The sequence below is a fragment of the Patescibacteria group bacterium genome (assembly GCA_018819405.1).
GTDB lineage: Bacteria > Patescibacteriota > Patescibacteriia > UBA1558 > GWA2-36-10 > XYD1-37-29.
This window is the reverse complement of the sequence record JAHJQF010000001.1, coordinates 701,399-723,190: the sequence shown is the minus strand read 5'-3', so window position 1 is coordinate 723,190 and position 21,792 is coordinate 701,399. Positions and strand designations below refer to the sequence as shown.

Genomic DNA, 21,792 nt, shown 5'->3' with positions numbered 1-21,792 from the left:
TAATAAACAAAAAAGGCGAAACAATATTCGTCTTTTTCTAGCTGGCTCGGCTATGAACCGTAACGGTTCATGGCTCGGGGCGCTGTGCCATTGCACAGCATCTTAGGAACATCGTCTCCGACTCGGATTTTTTTAACCCGAGCCCGCGCTCACTTTGTTCGCTTGGCTCGGGGATAGGGACTCGAACCCCAATTGACGGGACCAGAACCCGTTGTCCTACCATTAGACGATCCCCGAACATATTAATTTAAAGTAGCTCGCCACCAAAAGTATCTAGCGCCTCACCTACTCCATTTTCATTTTTACCCTTAAAATTCTGGTGATTTTCTTTATAATTATTATCTATCTCAAAGCCAATTGAGAATTTTTTGTCGAATATATCTTCAAATACCTTAGCTAAATGGTTTTTTACCATGGGTTTATCTAGTTGTTCTTTATGGAAACTATATTCAAGACCGATAATAATAGAATTTTGCTCAATTGTCAAAGGGTGGCTGGTTATCAAAACAGTAGAAATAGAATGATTTAGTTCTTTGGTACTTTCTACAACTTGTGACCATAGAGATTGTATATCTTTTATGTCATTTCCAGAAGCGATTTTTTTTGGCAACTGATTTGGTTTTTCATCTTTTTTGACATCTGTATTTTCTATTTCTTTATCCAATAAAAATTCCACACAAGCCAACTCTAGAGGAAGTTGATCTATAACAGAATCTTTAATTGCCAATCTACGCAGTAGTATATCTAATAGTTTTGATAGACTTTCCAAAGGAAATTCTTGGGCGTGTTTTTTTATGGCAGTACTTAAATTATCATCAAAATCAAGATTATAGCTAGGCCCGATAATTTGATAAAGCATAATCTGTCGGAGATAATCTATAAGATCACTGGTAAATGTAGCTAGGTCTATCCCCTCATCCACTAATTTGTTTAGTTGATTGAGAGCGGTAGACAAATTATTCATTCTTAGTGATTCTACTAGAGCATCTACTTCATGCCAATTGCTGCGTGGTAATACCAATGAAGCCATCTCATCAGTAACTTCTCCTGAGCTAATAGAAATAACTTGCCCCAAAAGAGATTCGGCATCACGTAAACATCCTTCACTACGTCTAGCAATCTGACCCAATACATTATCAGATACACTGACTTTTTCCCATTCTATAATTTCTGACATTCTCTTGACAATATCTTTTAGGGGAATTTTTTTAAAATCAAAACGCTGACAACGAGATATAATAGTCTCTGGTACTTTATGTATTTCTGTAGTTGCCAATATAAAAATTACGTTTTTTGGCGGCTCTTCCAAAGTTTTTAATAGCGCATTAAAGGCTGACTTGGAAAGCATATGCACCTCATCGATAATAAAAACTTTAAAACCTTTATTGTTAAAGGGAGGCACCTGAGAATTGGCAATAATATTTTCTCGTACATTATCAACACCGGTGTGAGAAGCCGCGTCTATTTCTATAATATCCATACTTTGCCCAGATAGTATAAGTTGGCAGATTTGACATTCATTACAGGGCTCAGCTTCTTTGTTTGGCCTATTTAAACAATTTAAAGAACGGGCAAACAATCTAGCTAAAGTTGTTTTACCAGTGCCACGAGGTCCGACAAATAAATAAGCGTGGGCAATATGCCCACTTACTATTTCATTTTCTAGGGTAATTTTTATCGGCTTCTGACCAACGACCTCTTTGAAAGTTTTAGGTCGGTACTTTCTATAAATTACTTCAGACATAATTAAGTTACAAACTAAGTTCGAAATCGTCAGTAGAAGTTGTTGTATTATTATTTTTGACTATATTTTCCACAGCCGCCCAGTTACTATCAGAGTCCTTGGGCGCCAAAATAACCACTTCATCACCTTCTTCACCTTTGAAATAAGTAACGGAAGCCATTAATACTTTATAAATCTTGTCTCCAGACAATACCACAAAATCATTGGTTTTTTTGTCTTTGATCAAATGGCCAACCATTCGCCTTCTTTCCACTGGCGATATTTGTTTGAAAATAAAAGAACCGTCGTTTATTATAGTAAGTTTTAGTATATCTCCTTCAACTAACTTGGATTTTGAAGCATAATTGGCTGGCACACTATATTGTTTGCCATCTGGACCAATCATTATCTGCCCGTTGAAAACTCCTTCAATAATCAAACCATTATCAGTGTCTTTTTCACTGCCTAGTTCAGCCGCCCGTAATGAATAATCAATTGACTCTCGGCCGCTTTTTCCGCTCAGCTCACCCAAAACTTGTTTGGTTTTTTTGAGTTCCAATTCTAGATTATATACCAAAGCTTCTAAATCTTTGATTTTTTTTGTGTTTGCCATTTTTGTTTTTATTTATCGCTTTTGCAAACTTATTTGCCCTATAAATTTATCATAAATTATACCTCTTGGCAATGTAGATAAATTAGGCCACTTTTGGTGGATCAGCTACAATATTTGAACGTATTCTGATCTCATTTTCCACTACTTGTTTATCTCTACCATACTTTAAGCGAGACAACTCTTTGATTGTTTTGGCTAATTCATAATTTCCTTTTTCAGGTAAAACAGGCATAAAATTGAAAGCTGGTGGATTTTGATTATCTATCAAAAGTTTTACATAACAGGTATACTTGGGCATGTTTAACAGATCATATTCTGATACAACTGGAGCCATTTGTTTGGCTATTACCTCAGCATCATCTACACCTATCCTATAGGAAATTATAGTGCCTACATTTCCAAACACAGCATCCTTGATTCGGGTATCATTATTTTTGACCAACTGAGCCAAAAATTGATGAGCCAAAATAAGATTTAATTTATATTTTCTAGCTTCTGATAAAATTACAGAAATACTATCGGTAATATAATTTTGAAACTCATCAATATAAAGATAAAAATCTTTTCGTTGGTCTTCTGGCATGTCTACTCTGCTCAAAGCAGCATATAGTATTTTACCAATCACAATCATACCCAGCAAACTACTATTCATATCACCAATCTTACCTTTAGACAGGTTGACCAAAATAATCTTATCTTCATCCATGGCTTTTCTGAAATTGAAAGCGCTCTTTTCCTGAGAAACAATAGGACGAATAAGGTCGTTGGAAAGAAAAGGTGTCAGCTTACTGGTGATATAAGGTACCATATTGGCAAGTGATGCTTCACCACCAGCTTTTTGGGCTTCTTTTTCCCAAAAATCACGAACTAAATAGTTTTTTACTTTTTCTAATTTTTGTTTCCTATATAAACTATCCGATAAAACTTTGGGGATTTCTAAAAGTGTTGCCCCGGATTCTTTGTCTTCCATAATAAGCAACATGGCATTTCTCATATACTGCTCAAACATAGGCCCACCTGTTGCTTTGAGATCATATAATTTATCAAAAATAGCAATCATTTCATTGATCACAAAACTTTTTTGTTCTTCAGTCTCAAATTCCAACATATTCATACCCATTGGTCTACCAACATCAGAGGGATCAAAAAGAATTACATCTTCAGCTCTTTCTTTTGGAATATGGGCCAAGACTTTTTCTACTAGGTCGCCGTGTGGATCTAAGACACAAACGCCTCTGCCAGCTTCTATATCCTGAATAACTAGACTTTCTAAAAATACGGATTTACCAGTGCCCGTTTGACCAATCTCATACATATGACGACGCCTATCCTCATCTTTTATACGCACTACAGTCTTTTTACCACGATAAGTATTTAAACCTAAAATAATACCCTCAGTAGGCATATTGGTTGGTGGGGCAGCTTCCACTGCTCCTAACCAATCAATGTTTGGAGTATGAGTGCCAGGTATAGGTAAGTGGACAACGCTGGTCATTTCTTCAGAATTGAGAAGCATACTGTTTTGAGGAACAAAATGTCTGTATATAAAATGTTCTACATAAGTATCAATATTTCTCGGTAAAAAAATTTTGAAACTATTACCAAATTCATATATATTGTATTGGGAAAAACTATTCATTATATCTGAAAGAATGGCTGTAGATCTTTCCTTAGATGGTGTAGAAACAACCATCCGAATATTGACATCCAAACCTGATTTGGCAGTTTTTTCTTCCATACCTTTGGCTCTTTCTTGCTCCATAGCAGATAATGGCTGTGGTTCTGGTGTTTTTTCTTTTTCTTTATTAGGATCACGAGTTGTAAAGAAATCTATAAAAAAACCAAAAATTTTGGCGCTAGTATTAAAAAATCCTCCCCCTCCCCCCGCTTTTTTCAAAGCCTCATTATAAGTCAAGCCCCGGTGCATATGCTGAGCTATTTTTCGGCCACGAGAATGCCATTTTGACTTAGACGAACGGAAAACATATTGAATTGCCGCGCCTTCATTTTCATTTAGCTTACTCAAAGCATTAGTAATTGACTCCATTGGGTCATTTTCAAACTTACGGTAAGTCCTAATAGGTAGACTATAATCCCTAGCAAAACGAAGAGATCCGGCAAGTATCACGCCATTTGGCTGAAATATATTATAATCACTCACTTCTTCATAATGTATATGTGGGTAGACAGATTGCAAGTGTTCCACAAAAAAATCCTTTAAAGATGGTGGCATAGCAGCATATATATTTATAATACCACTATCTGAGACCAGCTCTATAGAAAATAAATCAGTTCGTCTTATTTTGCGCTGAGCCTTTAAGCCACTTAGCACTGTAAAAAAATTTTCAATTTGACCTAAACTATTTTGGATATATTCCTTATTTTCTTTGTCTTTTTCTTGAGTAGAATATTGGGGAACCTTTATACGTAAAACAACAAAGGATACTCCTTTGTTACTTTTGTCACCCCAACGTATGTAAAGCCAGCGTAATAGAATAGTTATTACGGTTAAGAAAAATAATATTATAAACCCTATAACAATGTAATCTAGCATGATTTAATTTTGTTTTTCTTTATGAAGTTTTAATATATTATCAGTTTTTATTTTTGCTTCTTGCTCCAAAAAATGCTTATTAATTTTAGGGACAATACGTAACCATTCAAGTATAAGGGATAAGATATCTTTTGTTTTGACACTGGTATTTCTTAAAAGTCCAGATATTTTTTTGGCCGTTTCTTCACCTTTGATTTTAAATCTAGTCTGCATAGAAATATCTAGTGACAAAAATACTTTATCCATATTTGCTGATAAAATATTTTCCACTTTTTGCAAAACCATTTCATCATCTGATACTATGGCCTGGTTTGTTGGAGTTTGTGGCAAAGAAATTTCTGATACTTGTTGGCTTTCTTTATCCAAAGTCGGCATTTTTTCCGAATTTTTTTCAGAACTAGAAATTTGCTCTGGAGATGTTTCCGGAGCCGGCATTTTTTCAACTTTCAATATCTTTGGTTCCAAAACTTCTGGCATGGCTATATTATAACATTTTTTAGGCTACAATCATAGCTATAAAATTTTGGACTTTATAAAATTATATACCTTGTCAGCTTTTTCAATGTTAGTAAGGTAATATTTTTTGTTGTTTATAAAAATTTGTATAGTATTATTTTGTTTTTTTATATTTTCTATTTGATTTATTTTTACCGAGCCAGCAGATTTGTAATCATCTTTAGTATATATTTTTAGGTGGATTATACGCCGGTTAGTGATTAAATACAGACTTTCCTTGTTTAAAATTTGTGTGATTAATAAATAAATCAAAAAAAATACTAAAAAAATCCATAGCCAAAATCCCTGCCTACCTACTTTCCACATAGGAAATAACATAAAAAAAGCTAATAAAATAAGGCTAATAGTTAAAAAAATATTGTATGAGGCTGATTTTGACCTAACTATCGTTACTAGCTCTTCCCCTGAATGTAAAAATTTGTTAAAATTATCCATATTATGCACCCTGAAAGAAAAATTATTTGATAATTAATTTTTAGCCAGATGAAAAGAAAAACTCAAAGAATTATTTGGATTATTTTTTCAATATTTATCATATTTTCTATGATAATGTGGACTTTAGGATCTTCTATTGGCTCTGGTAGCTACTAACGATTGTCTTTTTTAAGGACTGCCAGATAGGCTTCCTGGGGTATTTCTACTTTGCCAATTTGGGCCATTTTTTTCTTGCCCTTTTTTTGTTTTTCCAAAAGTTTTCGCTTACGAGTGACATCACCGCCATACAGTTTTGCCGTAACATCTTTTCTCAGAGCTGAGAGTTTTTCACCGGCCACTATTTTCCCTCCCACGGCAGCTTGCAATTTGAGAGCAAACTGTTGGCGAGGCAATACTTCTTTTAGTTTGTTGACAATCCTTTTACCAATCTGATGTGCTTCGTCTTTGTAGACCAGCGTAGTCAGAGCTTCTACTGGCTGTTCGGCTACCAATATATCCATTTTTACAATTTCACACTTGCGATAATCTGCCAAATCATAATTTAAGGACGCATAGCCGGATGAAATACTTTTTATGTTGTCATAAAAATCCACCAAAATACTAGCTAGAGGTATATCAAAGCGTAAAATAAGTCTACCCTCATCAATAAACTCTGTGCTTTTGGAAATACCTTTTTGGGAAATTATATATTCCATTAGTGAACCCATATATTTTTTGGGACTAATCACTTCAATATGCATATATGGCTCTTCTATATAAGCTATTTTACTGTGCTCCGGCAGATCAGATGGAGAGGTCAAGACTTGAGTTTGTCCGTTTGTCAAAAATATTTTATAAGCTACGGTTGGCGTAGTGACAATAAGATCTAATTTGTGTTCTCTTTTTAGTCTTTCTTGAAATATTTCCAAATGTAAAAGCCCAAGAAAACCACACCTAAAACCAAAACCAAGAGCCACAGAGCTAGCTGGCTCAAACACCAAACTGGCGTCACTGAGTTTTAGCTTTAAGATAGCCTCTCTAAGTCTCTGATATTGACTGCCTTCCTGAGGAAATATACCAGCATAAACCACCGGCTTGATTTGTTTATAGCCAGGCAAAGCGGCTGTATTCTTATCATAAGAAACTATAGTATCTCCTACTTTGGCTTTTTCTAAGTTTTTTATACCAGTTACCAAATACCCAATTTCACCATTTTCTAGTTTACCGGAGCTTTGCCAGCTTGGTACAAAATAACCCACATCCAAAACTTCAGTTTCTTCTTGATTGGCTACAAATTTTATTTTGTCACCTTTTTTTATTCTACCACCAAAAACTCTAGTATATATAACCACACCCCTATATTCATCATAAGCCGAATCAAAAATTAAAGCCTGCAAATCCGGATTATTGTCCTGAGGTGTTTTAATTTTATCTACAATTTTATCTAATACCTTATCTACCCCCTGCCCTGTTTTGGCCGACACATGTAGGATGTCATCTTTTTGACAACCCAATAGGTTTATAATCTCGGTAGTAACCTTTTCGACATCAGCAGCTGGTAAATCAATTTTATTTATTACTGATATAATATCCAGGTTTTGATCAACAGCTAAATAAAGGTTGGCTAGAGTCTGAGCTTCTACACCTTGAGTAGCATCCACCAATAATATAGCTCCTTCTACCGCCGCCAAAGAACGTGATACTTCATAGCTAAAATCAACATGCCCCGGTGTATCTATCAAATTCAAAATTTTACCTTGCCACATCATTCTGGCCGGCTGAAGTTTGATAGTAATACCCCTTTCTCTTTCTAGGTCCATCTGATCAAGCAGTTGAGCCTTCATTCTTCGTTTTTCTACTGTACCGGTAATCTCCAACATTCTATCTGCTAAAGTAGATTTACCATGGTCTATATGGGCAATTATGCAAAAATTACGTATGTTTTCCATTTTTAAACAATAATAATGACCTCTTTAATAACTGTTTTACAATTGCTAACTCATCTAGTTTGAATACTATACCTAAAACTAAGTAAGTTATCAAGCCCAGTGAGCCGGCGGCCAAGCCTTGCAAAAATATACCTAAAAAGGTACGCATATCTACCAATGGAGCAAACAAATGAAGGCCGGCGTAGGTTACTGAAGCGGCAAAAAATGAATTAAATAAAATTTTAAGTAATGAATTAACTATTTTATTAGTATCAAGATTTTGTACTTTCAAATTTAAAGTCACGTATAATAAGAACATATTTAATATACTACTGATACTAAATGACAATGCTAGACCAACTACTCCATAAATTTTGGCCAGATACCAAGATAAAACAATATTTAAAGCAATACTAAAAATACTAATTGTCATTGGCGTCTTGGTGTCCTCATATGCATAAAAAGATCTAGCCAAGAGTGGTATAAGCCCCTGAGCAAATATAGATATGGCAAAAAAGCCCAGCGCTTGAGCTGTATCAGCAGTATTGGACCAGCTAAATGCCCCGGTGCCTAATATGACACGCACTATCTGAGCTCGTAAAATAACTAATAAAACTGAAGTGGGAATCAATAAAAATAATATCCGCCTAAAACTTTTGGAAAAATTTTCAGCAAACATAGCATCATTTTTTTCACTAGCCGCCTGAGTAAAAGTCGGAAATACTGCCACTGCCAATGACACAGCAAATAAACTGACCGGCAAACTTTGCAAATTATTAGCTAAATTAAAAACGGCAATACTACCAACACTAAGAGTAGAAGCAATCATGGTAATGGCAATCAAATTGACTTGACCGGCTGCCAAACCAATTGTCCGAGGCAACATTAGTTTTAATATCTTAAAAAGATTTTTATCAAAGGTTAAAACTAATTTATAACGCCAACCATTTTTTATAATTTCTGGCAGTTGAACTAAAAGATGAAGTACAGCGCCTAATAAAACTCCATAAGCTAAACCCAAGAGGCCATATATCTTATAAAAATACACAATTCCGATGATAATACCAATATTGTAAAAACTAGCAGCCAAAGAAAAACTAAAAAATCTTTTCATAGAATTCAATACTCCACCCACTACATTGGAGATTACAAAAAATATAACGGCCAAAAGCATAATTCTGGTCAATCTTATAAGCTCGGTCATCTGCCATTCGGAAAACCCTGGTGTAATAAGAGGCATTATTCTATCAGCAAAAATAATCGCCAATATAACCAAAACCCCAACAAACAATAAGAAAAAATTCAAGACTGAATTTGAAAGATAAATCCCCTCTTCCTTATCTTTGCGCCAGACTTTTTGAAAGACAGGGATAAAGGCCGAGGTAAGAGCTCCTAAGACCAAAGTATTGAATATAAGATCAGGCAGACGAAAAGCTGCGTAGTAAACATCAGATATCTCACTGGCGCCAAAATTGTGAGCAATAAGTCTCTCTCTAAACAAAGCAATTATTTTGGCCAAAAAAGAAAAACAGGCGATTATAAATGCACCCCCTGTGACTGTGTTATTGATTTTGTACCACAGCTTCCGCCACATGATATAAAAAATTATTTACTAGCTACAATAAAGCCAAAATATTGATCTCGGACAAGTTCGGTACTATATGTTATCAAGTCATTGGTAATATTGAGACTATCACTGTCTGTAGCATTATTAAAAATTACTTTTAAATTATTTGGTAACAGGATTGAGGAATAAAATATATTATTTTTTAAGCCAGACTGTGACTGGACCAAGAGGCTGTAATTATCAAGACGAATATCTTTTTTCAAAATTTTCTGCCACCAATCGTTGATCAAAGGATCAGATGTATTGAGTTTAAAAGGTAATTTATATTTGATAGAAACTGTTTTTGTTTCTCCGGGCTTTAAAGCTGTCCAACCAGCAAAAACTGTTTTGTCCAAACTAGAAAATATCTCAGTTGATGACTCACTATCAATCATTTTATATTCTTCTTGGGCAATATCTGGATCTAATTGAGCATTATTATCAGCTTGGATATAAGAAAATGGCCTACTATCAAAACCAATAGCTTGGATAAAATCACTGCCTAAGGGTGTATATACCCTTATATAACTAAAATTACCTCCGTCTAAGCCGGCAAAAGGGTTATCTTTATCTCCACGATGTGATCTGGTGATACGCACTGTATCAATAATCTCACCGTTTGGCATTATCTCAGCTTGGTGGTCAATAGTTTGGTATATATAATTATCTGTTTTACCACCACCAATATTGGTATTGATGACCGCCAAATAATCACGATTGGTCGATAAGGCCTGACCGGCCCAACCAAAGTCAGCAATTTGTGATTGAATATCAGGATGATTACTATAAATTTGTATATCTTTTTTGGCCAAGGTCTGGACCAAAACTGAGACTATTTCTTTTTGCTTTTCAGTATTTGACAAAAGCCTTTCTAAAACTATTGGCACCAAATCTGCTACTACGGCTTTTGGTTTATTTTCTTCTTTATCATAATTTAATTCTACTTCTTCCTGTAAAACTTCAAATACATTGAACTGGTCTATAGTAAGATTATATCCATCTAATCTAATAGGGCCTAATACAGCCAATAAATCTTGGAGGACATCTGCATTTATAGCTATCACACCATCTATAGAAGATTGCCCTGCTTGGTTATAAAACCAAGTAATTTTTTTGGCAGAGCTTGGAAAATCATACCACCAGTTGGCATCCCAAATATTAAAATGAGAATTTATAAGCGACAAAGCATCTGGGGCTTTGATGGCCGGACCTTGACCAGCTTCCAAATCATACAAACCCCCTTCTGGAATATCCAAATTTACAATTTTACCTCGGTAAACATCAAACATCGCAAAACTACCAACAAAACCACCAGTTGGTCTAAGCTCGTGATTGTTTTGGAAAAGTACTAAATATCTTTTTTCTGCATCATGACCCAAGAGTGGTAGTATAGTATCAAAAGTTTGATTTAAACTTTTTAGGCTCTCAATAGTAGAAGGTAAATAATCTTTCAAACTATCAAAATAAACTTGCATGTTGGCTGGTAGTATATTACTAGAGATGCCGTCCAAGTCTTTATTTGCCTTTTCCAAATATGGTAATGTTTTATCAATTTGTGTATTTAAAACTGCAATATAATCAGTTGGACTCTCATTATTTTGCATTTTTTGACTCAATATACCAGCGGCTTCAGAAATATTGCTAGCAATATTCAACATATTGGAACTCAATGATATTGGCTTGCCAACTATTGGTAGTACACCGGCTGCATTAAGCATCCATTTGTGGTATTCATCCAATACCTGACGAGCTTGAGAAAAATTGTCTAGAGCCTCATCAAAGTTGGATTGAGCTTCTTGATAGGAATTTTCTGAAGCCAATATCACACCCGATTCTAAACTCAACATGCCACGTTGCCCAAGATCAATAATTTTAGCCTTATCATCTTTTATTTGACCATAAAAGACTAGAGCTCGAATAGGCATCAATATCACAGCCAAAACTAGAACAAAGACCGCCAAACGGCTAGCTAAAGCTGATAAGCCAATAGCTGGCACATAAAAAGCTATTTTAGAAGTCTTATTAGTTGGTTCTTTAGGCACTATTTGTTGAGTTTTTGCTTTTTTTAATTTTGGGTTGTTTATTTTTTCAACTGTCCTCTGCCAACTGCCCTGATATTTTTTAAAGACAGATTCTTTGGATTTGGGAGAATTTTTATTACTCCTCAGATCTAAAACATGGTTAGATGGAGATGCAATAGAGCTATTGTTAGCTTTTGGCTCTGTGACTATCTCTTCTTTAACATCTTTTTTCAAAGCAGATAAAATCTGAGGATATGACAAATCCTGCTTAATAAGCTTATCCAACTCCTCTAAAGCTTTTTTCTTTTTTTCAGTTTTTACAAGCCCAACTAAATTTTCATCTACCAAAAAATCATCCAACTCCTCTAAAAGTTCTTGTTTAAGCTCATAGATATTTTTAGTATCTTTGATTGACATCAAAATATATTATAACAGAAAATATAACAAAAAACAAAGGATAAAAATTATTTTTGTTTATAGTACGGGGAAAGCACAAAAGTATTATCAATTTGTGTTAAAAGATGTTGGCTCATATCTAGATTTTTTATAAAGTCTTCATGATCACGAGAAAAAATATAAATCGTGTCAGTCTGTATAAGTCCGCCTTTTACTTCTTTTATCTCTTGTTCAATATGTTTGTCTAAATTTTCATCTTGGCGGGCAAAAAAGCCATTATTGATAGTCATATTATTATTAGCCGCAAAAATAGCATAATCCATATAGTTGCGATGCGGTACAAGTGGCAAAAAAGAAATATGTTTATAGCCTCTGGCAATAATAGGCATCTCTTTTTCTAAATACTGATTTTGCCATAGCTGACCTTCAAATTCCAAACCCCTATAATATACTTTGTGAGATAAATCATAGACCTGCATCAACAAAAATATTGCCATTAAAATTATTGACCAATTATATTTTATATTTTTTAAGATATAAAAAGAGCCCAGCATTAACAAATAATATATTGGCCAGAAAAGTCGTCCTGAGGAACGGAAAATACCCAATATATCTTCACTTATCATCTTTGGTAGCGCTACAGTCCATAATATTTTATCAGAAATCGCCACTGTATTGGAAATAGCTAGAAAAAATAAAATTAATAATACCAAAAATATAGGCCAGTATTTTCCCCCGGCTTTTTTATATTTTTTATTTTTGATAAAATAATAAAAAGAAAAAAATACTAATATCAAACTACCCAGACCCAAATAATTGAAGCCTTCTTCTTGATATCTTATCAAAGGCCAGTCTGGTAAAATTTTGGACCAGCCTAAAGGGTTAAATATTGCGTTTAAGTTCATGGAAAAATCTCCAAAACCAGGCGCCCCAGCGCTAGACAATGAAAACAATCCCAAGACATAAGTCAACAACAAGACAAATATAATCTGTAGAAATATGTATAAAAATAGCTTAAGGGTGTTTATATTTTTATCAGTCCAGAGTATCAGAGTATGAGCCAAAAATAAAAAGAAATTTATAAACAACAAATATGGATGGACTAAGAGTGACGCCATCAAAAGTGGCCACCACCAAATATAGGATTTTATTTGTTTTTTAAGTAGTAAATAGAGCCCAGCCAAAATCAAAAAATGACCACCCAGAGCAAAATGACCACCCAGCCTAAAAAGCATTGTTGGGCTAAAGACAAAAAATACACTTGCCAATATAGACAAACTATCATCTTTTAAAAAAATCTTGGCCAACAAAAATCCAAATATTGCCTGAAAAACAAAGCACAGCATTATCCAAAATCCAAAGTACTGAAAAGTAGTCGGCAAAAAATTTCTAATAACTTTAAAAGGTATAGCTAAAATTGGTATAGAATCAGCAGAGCTGATAGAAGCTCCTATTGGATAGGCATAATTTTTAGCTATACCAATTGGAAAGGTCCAGTCTGAATTGCGATACATAATCCAACCTACATAACTCTGAGTAGTATCATGCCCAGTAGTAAATATCCAAGCATCATATCTGGGATCAAGAGTTTCAGAATAAACAAACATAAAAATACCCAAACCTATCAAGCCTGATAAAAGTATAAATAATAAATTATTTTTATCTTTAAACATCTAATAATTTTTGTAAACTTCTAGTATTTTTTTGGTCATATCAGACCAAGAATATTTTTGTATTTGTTTGAGTCCGGCTTTTATAAGCTCGGCACGTAAAAGATTATTTGCAACTATCTCTTCCATCTTTTGGAACAAATCATTTTGATCATCAGGATCAAAATATAAGGCGCTATGTCCTAATATCTCTGGCAGACAAGATGCCTGACTAGATAATACTGGCAGAGAATGAGCCATAGCCTCCAAAGGTGGTAGGCCAAAACCTTCATACTTTGAAGGAAAGACATAAGCTCTAGCATTTTTATAATATGAGGCCAATACATCATCTGTAATATGGCCGGTAAATATAATATTTGGACACTTTGTCTCTGACTCTAAACGCTTGTAAAAATAATCCTTGCTACCGGCTAATACCAAATGATATTCCGGGTGTTTATTAAAAAACATTTCAAATGCGTTTATCAAAAATTCTAAATTTTTATGAGGATAGGCATTACCCACGTAAAGAAAAAAGTTTTTTGGTAGATTAAAAGCTTCTTTTTGACTGGGTTCAACTTGAGACACACCTTCATAAATAACTTGAATTTTTTTACTCTCAACATCAGTAAATTCAAAATATTTTATTATATCTTGAGCAGTAAATTTGGAGACAGCTATTATACTTTCTGAATTGAAAATAGCGTGTCTTATCACCTGCTGATAAAACCAATACTTTAACCTAAAAAATATACGACTATGTGTGCTAGCTCGCTGGCTGGGAAATTTTGTCATTATCAGATCATGGATAGTCACGACATATGGACTATTATATAAAATAGGCACATTGAAATGGGTAAAATGCACTAAATCTGGTTTTATTTTATATAAAATATATGGTAAGACAAACTGTTCTTTGAAACTATACCAGTGACAATCACAAATCTCAACTTGAAAATTTTTCGGCAAATCAAGTCCTGGATCTTCTTTGAAAATAAGAATATATTTGTTTTGAGAATCTATTTTTATAAGGTGACGTAAAAACTCATGATTGTAGCGTCCCAAGCCACCATATTTAGTACCAAATATTCTAAAGTCTATAGCAATTTTCACCCCGTTAGAAATTAATAATTAATTTTTACTTCACCCCTTAAGAAATTACGTGTTCAAATTTCTAACAGGGTTCATTTCTTTATATTATTAAATAAGTCTACTATTTGTTTGGCTTGTTCTGGCCAACTAGGCAATTTAAAATTCTTGGCTGAAGCAGTATATTGTTTGCTAAATTCTTTATCCTCAATGATAAATTTCATATTTTCATAAATATCTGAAATATTATAAGGATCCACATACAATGCCTGATCACCTAGGGTCTCAGGCAAAGATGTCTTGTAGCTGACAATAACTGGAATATTATAATACAGAGCCTCCATTGGTGGAAAACCAAAACCTTCATAAAAAGAGGGCCAAATCAAACCAAGACTTTTGTAATATAGAGCATTTTTGGCTGGTGAATCAACATAGTCAAGATAATGAACATAATTACGCTTATTAATATTTTTTAAGATATTTTTATAGACCCAACCTTTGCCACCGGCAATAAGTAAATATATATCCGGATAGTCAAGATGTAAACGATCAAAAGCTTTGATAATGCTGGCTATATTTTTTCGTGGTTCAAGAGTGCCTACGTAGACAAAATATTTTTCTGGAACATTATATTTTTTCAAAAGCTCAGTAGCTTTGGCATCATCTAAAGCCACAGTATGCACGCCCGGATTTATAACTTGTATCTTATCTTGGGTAGTGGGGAAAAAACGGACGATATCTCTTTTGGTGTTAGCCGAGACAGCAATTATCTGCGCCGCTTTTTTGACTAATCTATCTATCTTGAGCGTCTTATGCCAATATCTTCTCTTTAAAGAATAAAATTCCCTATCATGCAAAAATGACAAATCATGAACTGTCAAAACTAATGGCACTGATTTGTCAATCTGATAAAAATTTAAATTGGGCATCCATAGTACATCAATGTCTTTGGAAAACTGATGACACCATCTTTTACCAATACCCAGATAAAAAAATAAATTAAGTAATTTATTGGGTATACTTATATGACGATAAGATAAATTATCAGCATCAAATTTTAAATGACTATAAGCATTTTTTCGCACACCAGAACTTATCAAAATATATTTATTGCTTTTGTCATACAAAAGAATATTTTCTATAGCATAATAAATATACTTACCAATACCGGTCAGCTTTTTATTTGATAATGCTCGTATATCAATGCCTATTGTCATATATTCTCAACAAAATTTAATATTTTTTGTCTAAAGACTACTTCGTCAAATTTTTTGGCGTGTTCTCTTATCTTATTTTTGTCATATTGCCCATCATCAAAGCGCAAAATTTTGTGAGCCAATGATTCCCAGGTCTGATCGTCAAAAAAGGTACCACTTAAGCCCTCTATCACTGTTTCCAAGGCTCCACCTTTAGCATAAGCTATTACTGGCCGTCCTGATGCCATAGCTTCCAAAGCTGATATACCAAAGTCTTCTATCTGCGGATATATAAAGGCCCGACAGCGTGATAGATAATAATTTCTCTGCTTATCATCAAGCTCACCTAGAAATTCAATATTAGAATGAGCCATTTTTTTCAAACGTGTCAATTCTGAACCAGAACCAATAACTTTCAAAGGTAATTTTAGGTTATTAAAAGCCTTGATTGCTAAATCTACTTTTTTATATGGCCTGAGACGGCTGACAATCAAAAAATAATTTTCTATTTTATCAGCTAATTCAAATTCATTTACATTTATGGGGGGATAAATCACAAGTGAATCCCTTTTGTAATGTTTTTTTATTTTATCAGCTATAAAATTTGAATTAGCTATGAAATAATCAACGTCTTGTGCCTTAGAAAAATCCCAATTTTGTAATTTATTCAAAAAGTGTGGTAGAAATATTTTTAAAAACTTACCCTCCGGTAAATTAATAATATATTCCTCTTTGTCATCCCAAAGATACCGAGTAGGAGCATGACAATAACAAATATGTTTACTATTATTTCCTTTATAAAGACCTTTTACAAAAGCTGAGGAAGAAGAAATAATAATATCATAACGACTCAGATCAGTTTTTTCCCAAATTTTTGGCATGTACAACAAAAAAAGTTTAAACAAATATATAATTTTTGGGACATTCTGCAACTTTGAAGTCTCTATATTTTCTTGTGGCAAAATTTTTCTGCTTATTTTTTTGTCATTAATCAATGTAAAAATAGGTGCCTGATGATATATACCAGACAAGGTAGCTAGTACTTTTTCTGCGCCACCTATTTGAAACAAATGATCATGAGCTAAAGCAACCTTTTTCACCTCATTATAAATTAATAATCAAGCTTTATTACCCCCCCCCATTAACATATAAGTGGGATAATATATTAGACGCGGTCTCCTTCAAACATAGCTTTCGGAGTTTTTAACAAAATTATCAAATCCAAAAGCACAGACCAATTTTCTATATAAAAAATATCCAGTTTTGCCTCCTCAGTAAAAGGTAAATTGGAACGTCCAGAAACTTGAGCCATGCCGGTGATACCAGGTTTGATAGTCAAAAGTTTTTTGTAGCCCCTTTGATAGCGATCTACTTCCTGAGGCTCATGGGGACGAGGACCTACTAGACTCATATGTCCAGCTAGTACATTAAAAAGTTGAGGAAGCTCATCTAGACTGGTTCGTCTCAGCCATTTACCAAACTTGGTTATTCTAGGGTCGTCTTTTATCTTAAACAAAGGACCATCGGATCTTTCATTTAGGTCTAATATTTCTTTTTTCATTTTTTCGGCACCTTTTATCATTGAACGAAATTTGTACATTGAAAATGATCTGCCCTTAACGCCGACTCTTTGTAGCCTGACTATGACCGGTCCTGATGAACTAAACTTTACTATTAAGGCTAGAATTAACAATAATGGAGATAGCATAATAATCAATACTATAGCCATTACACAATCGAAAATTCTTTTATAAACTCTGCGCCAACCATCCAAAGGCGTGCCCTGTATCTCTATAATAGGTTGCCCAGCCAAGCTAATAATATTTAGGTTAAGACTCTGGGTCTGAAACAAAGAAGCAACATATTTTAGGCTAATATGATTTTCCTGAGCATACGTCAAAAGATCTAAAGCCTCAGTCTTACCAATTGAGGAATCAGTTTGTATAATACTGTCTACTTTTTTATTTTGGATTTTTTCTTGAATATCTAATGATTGTTTTAAGCTAGATAAATTGGTAAATTCCCCTAAGACTGTAAATCCCAACTGGGGCTTTTTTTTATATTCATCTACAAGAGTGTTTCTACTTTCTTCCGAACCTAAAACAATGATATTGGAGTGTCCGTATCCTTTTTTTAGAAAATAATTTCTAATAGAAAAAATAATAATTCTAGCCAAAAATAAATACACAATGGTGAGAGCCCAGGAAAATATTATTATAAATCTGGATGAAAATAATTCTCTTTGCCAAAAAATAGATAAAATAATTATTATACCCACGGTAGAAACACCACTAAAAATTTTGGGCAATTCCTTGGCTAGTTTTTTATCCCGCATAGTATAAAAACCCGACATGGCAAAAACTAAAATTGACACTAACGATACTTTTAAGGCCAAATCCAAAAACTCACTAAATGGTAATTCATAAAAAACTGGCCTTATCTCAGAAATATTATCTGAAAAACGTAAAAAATAAGCGGAAACAGCCGCTAATATCACCAATATAAAATCAATTGGCACTAAAGCAATATTTACAACAAAATTTGCTCTTTTCATAGTATAGATACTATAACATTTAGGCTTTATTTAGTAAATAAATATATATTGACAATTTACTAAAAATATGCTATAATGATATGTCTAAATAAAGAAGTGAAATCATCCTCTTCCCCATCGAGTACTGCCTCACTGTCTGGCGGCTACTTGCCCGGATCATCTGGGCATTAGCCAAGCCACAAATCATGCCTACCAAGGGCAAGAAGAGTGGCCGGGGACTGTTTTAGAACAGTCCCCTTCTTTTTTTACACAAAACCCGTTGGAGAATAATCTCCAACGAGTCAAAATAAAAAAGGCTTAAAAACCTAATAAGCCGAATTCTGTGACGTAAAACTCGCTTCGCTCGTCACGTCACGCGTGCAATATATCCATGGCGTGCCGCGTGGCGAACGAAGTGAGTTTTACGCCGGTAATCATCTATCTAGGTCTATAGTCGCCTATAGACTCAAGCAGTCTACCCGCTCTTTTCAGAGCCTATTTGACCTTTCACCAGCTAAAAGTTTACCTCTTTTAATGTGTCACCACACTAACGCGTGAGCTCTTACCTCACATTTTCACCCTTACCCCTCACAATGCTCAGGGCGGTTTACTTTCTGTTGCACTTGTTCTAACTGTAAAGTCACCCTTACAATCGGTTGGCGTTACCAACTAACTTTTTTATGGTGTTCGGACTTTCCTCCCTGAACCACTCACTCCGTTCGGGTATCAGGGCAAGCCCTTTTACTCTACGCGGCGTGAGCCGTGTACCCGAGCAAAGCGAGTGGTTCACGGCGATTACCTTGGTTTTTAAGCCTATGTTATGTATATACCAAATTTTACTATTTTTGTCAAGACTTATCTAAAATATAGTCTAGTGTTTCTTGGGCACATTTTTGCCAAGAAAAATTCCCAGCTCTTTTCAAACCTTTAGCTATTAATATTTCTCGTAATCTTTCTTCCTGATACACCTGAGTCATTTTATCTTTAATATCTTGTGGATTATCAGGATCAAAATAAACAGCTGCTTCACCTGCCACCTCGTGTAAAACAGGCATATCTGAACACACAACCGGCACTCCAGAAGCCATTGCCTCCAAAATCGGCAATCCAAAGCCTTCAAATTTGGAGGGAAAGACAAACATACTAGCACTAGCAATCAGCTTGGTATAATTTTTTTGACTAACATAACCAAGAATTATTACGTCATTTTTTATCTTGGTGTCTTTTATCATATTTTGGATTTCTTGATAGCCAAAATTACCCGGCCGGCCAGCCAACATAAGAGGCCATTTGAAATTGCCCATACGATATGCTCGTATAAGATTTTGGACATTTTTTTTAGTCTCAATCCGGCCAGTATAAAGTATGTACTTTTCCGGATGATCATGCTCGTCAACATATCCTAACTTATCCTCTCTTGAGATAGGGCCAAACTCTGAACTATCCCAACCAAGATAGATAACTTTTATTTTATCTTTAGCTTGAGGATAATACTTTATAATATCCTGCTTTGTGGCATTGGATATAGTTATTATCTTTTTGGATCTTTTGACAGCGATATTGTGTGACCATTTCTGATACCATCTTTCCAAAGGATGATATAAATCAGGATTTTTCAAAAACCCCAAATCATGAATTGTCACAATTATCTCACCTCGACCCATGATAGGTACTGCATTGGAGGCAAAAAACTTTTCCACCGGGTGAATAATCAGCTCAAAACCAAGACGTAAGTGAGTCCAAAATTTTGAAAATGGCCATTTAAGTTGTTTAAAATAAAAATTTTCCGGTGCATCCATAAGATCACCGGCAAGGTTTTGATTATAATAGACAAAAAATTTATTTTCTTTATCTAGTTTTTTGAATTGATTTAATAAATGCCAAGCATACCACTCTGTACCAGTTTTGTATTTTTTGTCCGCTCTGGTTGCCTCTAATCCTATCGTTTTCATCCCGTTAGAAATTTACTTCATAAAACATACAAGAAATATATACTACACTATCTTTATTTATACACAATATCCCGTGAATTTCTAACGGGATTCATTATTTGGCCGATAAAATACTTCGTTTATAACTTTCCAAATTTTCTAGGGCAATACCTGTGCCACGAGCTACACAAAGTAGAGAATCATCAGCTACATAAGCCGGTACGCCAGTGGCTTGGGATAGCAATTTATCCATGTTTCTAAGCAGTGAAGTGCCACCAGATAAAACCATGCCCTTGTCCATGATATCAGCTGAAAGCTCGGGTGGTGTTTGATATAAGACAGATTTTACAGCCGAGATCAAACTTTGTAATTCATTTTGTAAAGCTTCTGTCACATCATCTGAACTGACATTGATAGTCCGTGGCAACCCAGTAATCATATCCCGCCCTTTGATATCCATAAATAATTTTTCTTCTTTTGGTAAAAATTGAGCGCTACCAATTTTTATTTTTACTTCTTCAGCAGTTCTTTCACCAATAGCCAAATTATATTTCTTTTTTATAAATTCACCTATGGCACTGTCATATTTATTGCCACCTATTCTGACAGATGTACTAGCTACAATACCACCCAAAGAAATAACAGCAATTTCACTGGTGCCTCCCCCCATATCAACAATCATGTGTCCAGAAGCACTACCAATTGGAATATCGGCTCCTATAGCGGCTGCAATCGGCTCTTTGATAATATAAGCAGCTTTGGCACCGGCATTTAAAGTAGCATCAATTACTGCCCTTCTCTCTGTAGAGGTGATGCCGGCTGGTACGGCAATCATGACTTCCGGTCTGAATATTTTCATACCACCCACAGCTTTGTTTATAAAATATTTAAGCATGCTTTCTGTAGTACGATAGTCAGCAATTACTCCATTTTTTAATGGCCTAGCAGCTACAATAGAATCCGGTGTACGGCCAATCATTTCTTTGGCTTCATCGCCCACTGCCATTACTTTATTGTCCAAGATAGAAACAGCCACAACAGATGGCTCGTGTATTACAATACCGCGTTTTGGAATATAAACCAAAGTATAAGTAGTGCCCAAATCAATTCCTATCTTTTTTATAAACATTATAGTTTTATTTTATTTCTAAAATCTTACACTTTACTTTGCCACCTGGCAAATCAACTTCTGCTTCATCACCAACTTTTTTGTTTAATAAAGCTTTACCAAATGGAGATTCTAGAGAAATACGGCCACTTAGTGGCTCGGCCTCGGTACTACCAACTATAGTAAAATCTAAAATCTGACCATCTTTATCAATCTTTACCTGTGAGCCAATATAAACTTTATCGCTATCTGCATTGGTCTCTGCGACAACGGCTGTTTTTATCAAATGCTCCAATTCTAAAATACGGCCTTCAACAAAAGACTGCTCTTCTTTGGCATCTTGATATTCAGCATTTTCTGATAAATCGCCTAGCTCTTTGGCTGTTTTTATCCTCTCAGATACCTGAGGTCTTTTTTCAGTTTTGAGGTGTTCGAGCTCATTTTTGAGCTTGTCCAGCCCAGCTTGGCTAAAAACTTTTTTATCCATAATCTTTCTATACTTTTTAATTTTTGTT

The 21,792-nt window shown here is 34.5% G+C and carries 16 protein-coding genes, 1 tRNA gene and 1 other RNA gene; all 18 read right to left on the bottom strand.

Annotated elements, in window-relative coordinates:
- Nucleotides 1-163 precede the first annotated feature (163 nt).
- The 18 genes from KKH39_03705 to greA all read right to left on the bottom strand — a co-directional run bounded on the left by KKH39_03705 (nucleotide 164) and on the right by greA (nucleotide 21,764).
- Nucleotides 164-237: transfer RNA gene (locus KKH39_03705), tRNA-Gln, on the bottom strand.
- Between the two features lie 10 nt (nucleotides 238-247).
- Nucleotides 248-1,744, bottom strand: a complete 1,497-nt coding sequence (gene dnaX, locus KKH39_03700) for a DNA polymerase III subunit gamma/tau (GenBank protein ID MBU1203113.1) — start codon at nucleotides 1,742-1,744, stop codon at nucleotides 248-250.
- 7 nt (nucleotides 1,745-1,751) lie between these two features.
- Nucleotides 1,752-2,336, bottom strand: coding sequence for a hypothetical protein (locus tag KKH39_03695; GenBank protein MBU1203112.1), 585 nt, complete (start codon nucleotides 2,334-2,336; stop codon nucleotides 1,752-1,754).
- A gap of 82 nt (nucleotides 2,337-2,418) precedes the next feature.
- A complete protein-coding gene (locus tag KKH39_03690) occupies nucleotides 2,419-4,890 on the bottom strand; it encodes a type IV secretion system DNA-binding domain-containing protein (protein ID MBU1203111.1) in 2,472 nt (823 codons plus the stop codon).
- A 3-nt stretch (nucleotides 4,891-4,893) separates the two neighbouring features.
- A complete protein-coding gene (locus tag KKH39_03685; GenBank protein MBU1203110.1) occupies nucleotides 4,894-5,367 on the bottom strand; it encodes a hypothetical protein in 474 nt (157 codons plus the stop codon).
- A 36-nt stretch (nucleotides 5,368-5,403) separates the two neighbouring features.
- Nucleotides 5,404-5,841, bottom strand: a complete 438-nt coding sequence (locus KKH39_03680) for a hypothetical protein (protein MBU1203109.1) — start codon at nucleotides 5,839-5,841, stop codon at nucleotides 5,404-5,406.
- A 152-nt stretch (nucleotides 5,842-5,993) separates the two neighbouring features.
- Nucleotides 5,994-7,769: a translation elongation factor 4 gene (gene lepA, locus KKH39_03675; GenBank protein MBU1203108.1), complete on the bottom strand. Its 1,776-nt coding sequence runs from the start codon at nucleotides 7,767-7,769 to the stop codon at nucleotides 5,994-5,996.
- Nucleotides 7,753-9,342 (bottom strand): murein biosynthesis integral membrane protein MurJ, encoded by a 1,590-nt coding sequence (gene murJ / locus KKH39_03670; GenBank protein ID MBU1203107.1) that lies wholly within the window; start codon nucleotides 9,340-9,342, stop codon nucleotides 7,753-7,755. The genes lepA and murJ overlap by 17 nt, the downstream gene beginning before the upstream one ends.
- A gap of 11 nt (nucleotides 9,343-9,353) precedes the next feature.
- A complete protein-coding gene (locus KKH39_03665) occupies nucleotides 9,354-11,792 on the bottom strand; it encodes a DUF4012 domain-containing protein (protein ID MBU1203106.1) in 2,439 nt (812 codons plus the stop codon).
- 47 nt (nucleotides 11,793-11,839) lie between these two features.
- Nucleotides 11,840-13,444: a hypothetical protein gene (locus tag KKH39_03660; protein MBU1203105.1), complete on the bottom strand. Its 1,605-nt coding sequence runs from the start codon at nucleotides 13,442-13,444 to the stop codon at nucleotides 11,840-11,842.
- Complete coding sequence (locus tag KKH39_03655) at nucleotides 13,445-14,533, bottom strand: glycosyltransferase family 4 protein (protein ID MBU1203104.1); 1,089 nt, start codon at nucleotides 14,531-14,533, stop codon at nucleotides 13,445-13,447.
- Between the two features lie 71 nt (nucleotides 14,534-14,604).
- Nucleotides 14,605-15,726 carry a glycosyltransferase family 4 protein gene (locus KKH39_03650; protein MBU1203103.1) on the bottom strand — a complete coding sequence of 374 codons (1,122 nt, stop codon included), beginning with the start codon at nucleotides 15,724-15,726 and terminating at the stop codon, nucleotides 14,605-14,607.
- Nucleotides 15,723-16,805: a glycosyltransferase gene (locus KKH39_03645; GenBank protein ID MBU1203102.1), complete on the bottom strand. Its 1,083-nt coding sequence runs from the start codon at nucleotides 16,803-16,805 to the stop codon at nucleotides 15,723-15,725. The genes KKH39_03650 and KKH39_03645 overlap by 4 nt, the downstream gene beginning before the upstream one ends.
- A gap of 65 nt (nucleotides 16,806-16,870) precedes the next feature.
- Complete coding sequence (locus KKH39_03640) at nucleotides 16,871-18,259, bottom strand: sugar transferase (protein MBU1203101.1); 1,389 nt, start codon at nucleotides 18,257-18,259, stop codon at nucleotides 16,871-16,873.
- 293 nt (nucleotides 18,260-18,552) lie between these two features.
- Nucleotides 18,553-18,982: RNase P RNA component class A (gene rnpB / locus KKH39_03635), an RNA gene on the bottom strand.
- Between the two features lie 104 nt (nucleotides 18,983-19,086).
- Nucleotides 19,087-20,190 carry a glycosyltransferase family 4 protein gene (locus tag KKH39_03630; GenBank protein MBU1203100.1) on the bottom strand — a complete coding sequence of 368 codons (1,104 nt, stop codon included), beginning with the start codon at nucleotides 20,188-20,190 and terminating at the stop codon, nucleotides 19,087-19,089.
- A 94-nt stretch (nucleotides 20,191-20,284) separates the two neighbouring features.
- Complete coding sequence (locus KKH39_03625) at nucleotides 20,285-21,298, bottom strand: rod shape-determining protein (GenBank protein ID MBU1203099.1); 1,014 nt, start codon at nucleotides 21,296-21,298, stop codon at nucleotides 20,285-20,287.
- Between the two features lie 7 nt (nucleotides 21,299-21,305).
- On the bottom strand, nucleotides 21,306-21,764 hold the full coding sequence (gene greA / locus KKH39_03620; GenBank protein MBU1203098.1) for a transcription elongation factor GreA: 459 nt from the start codon (nucleotides 21,762-21,764) through the stop codon (nucleotides 21,306-21,308).
- Nucleotides 21,765-21,792: the final 28 nt, after the last annotated feature.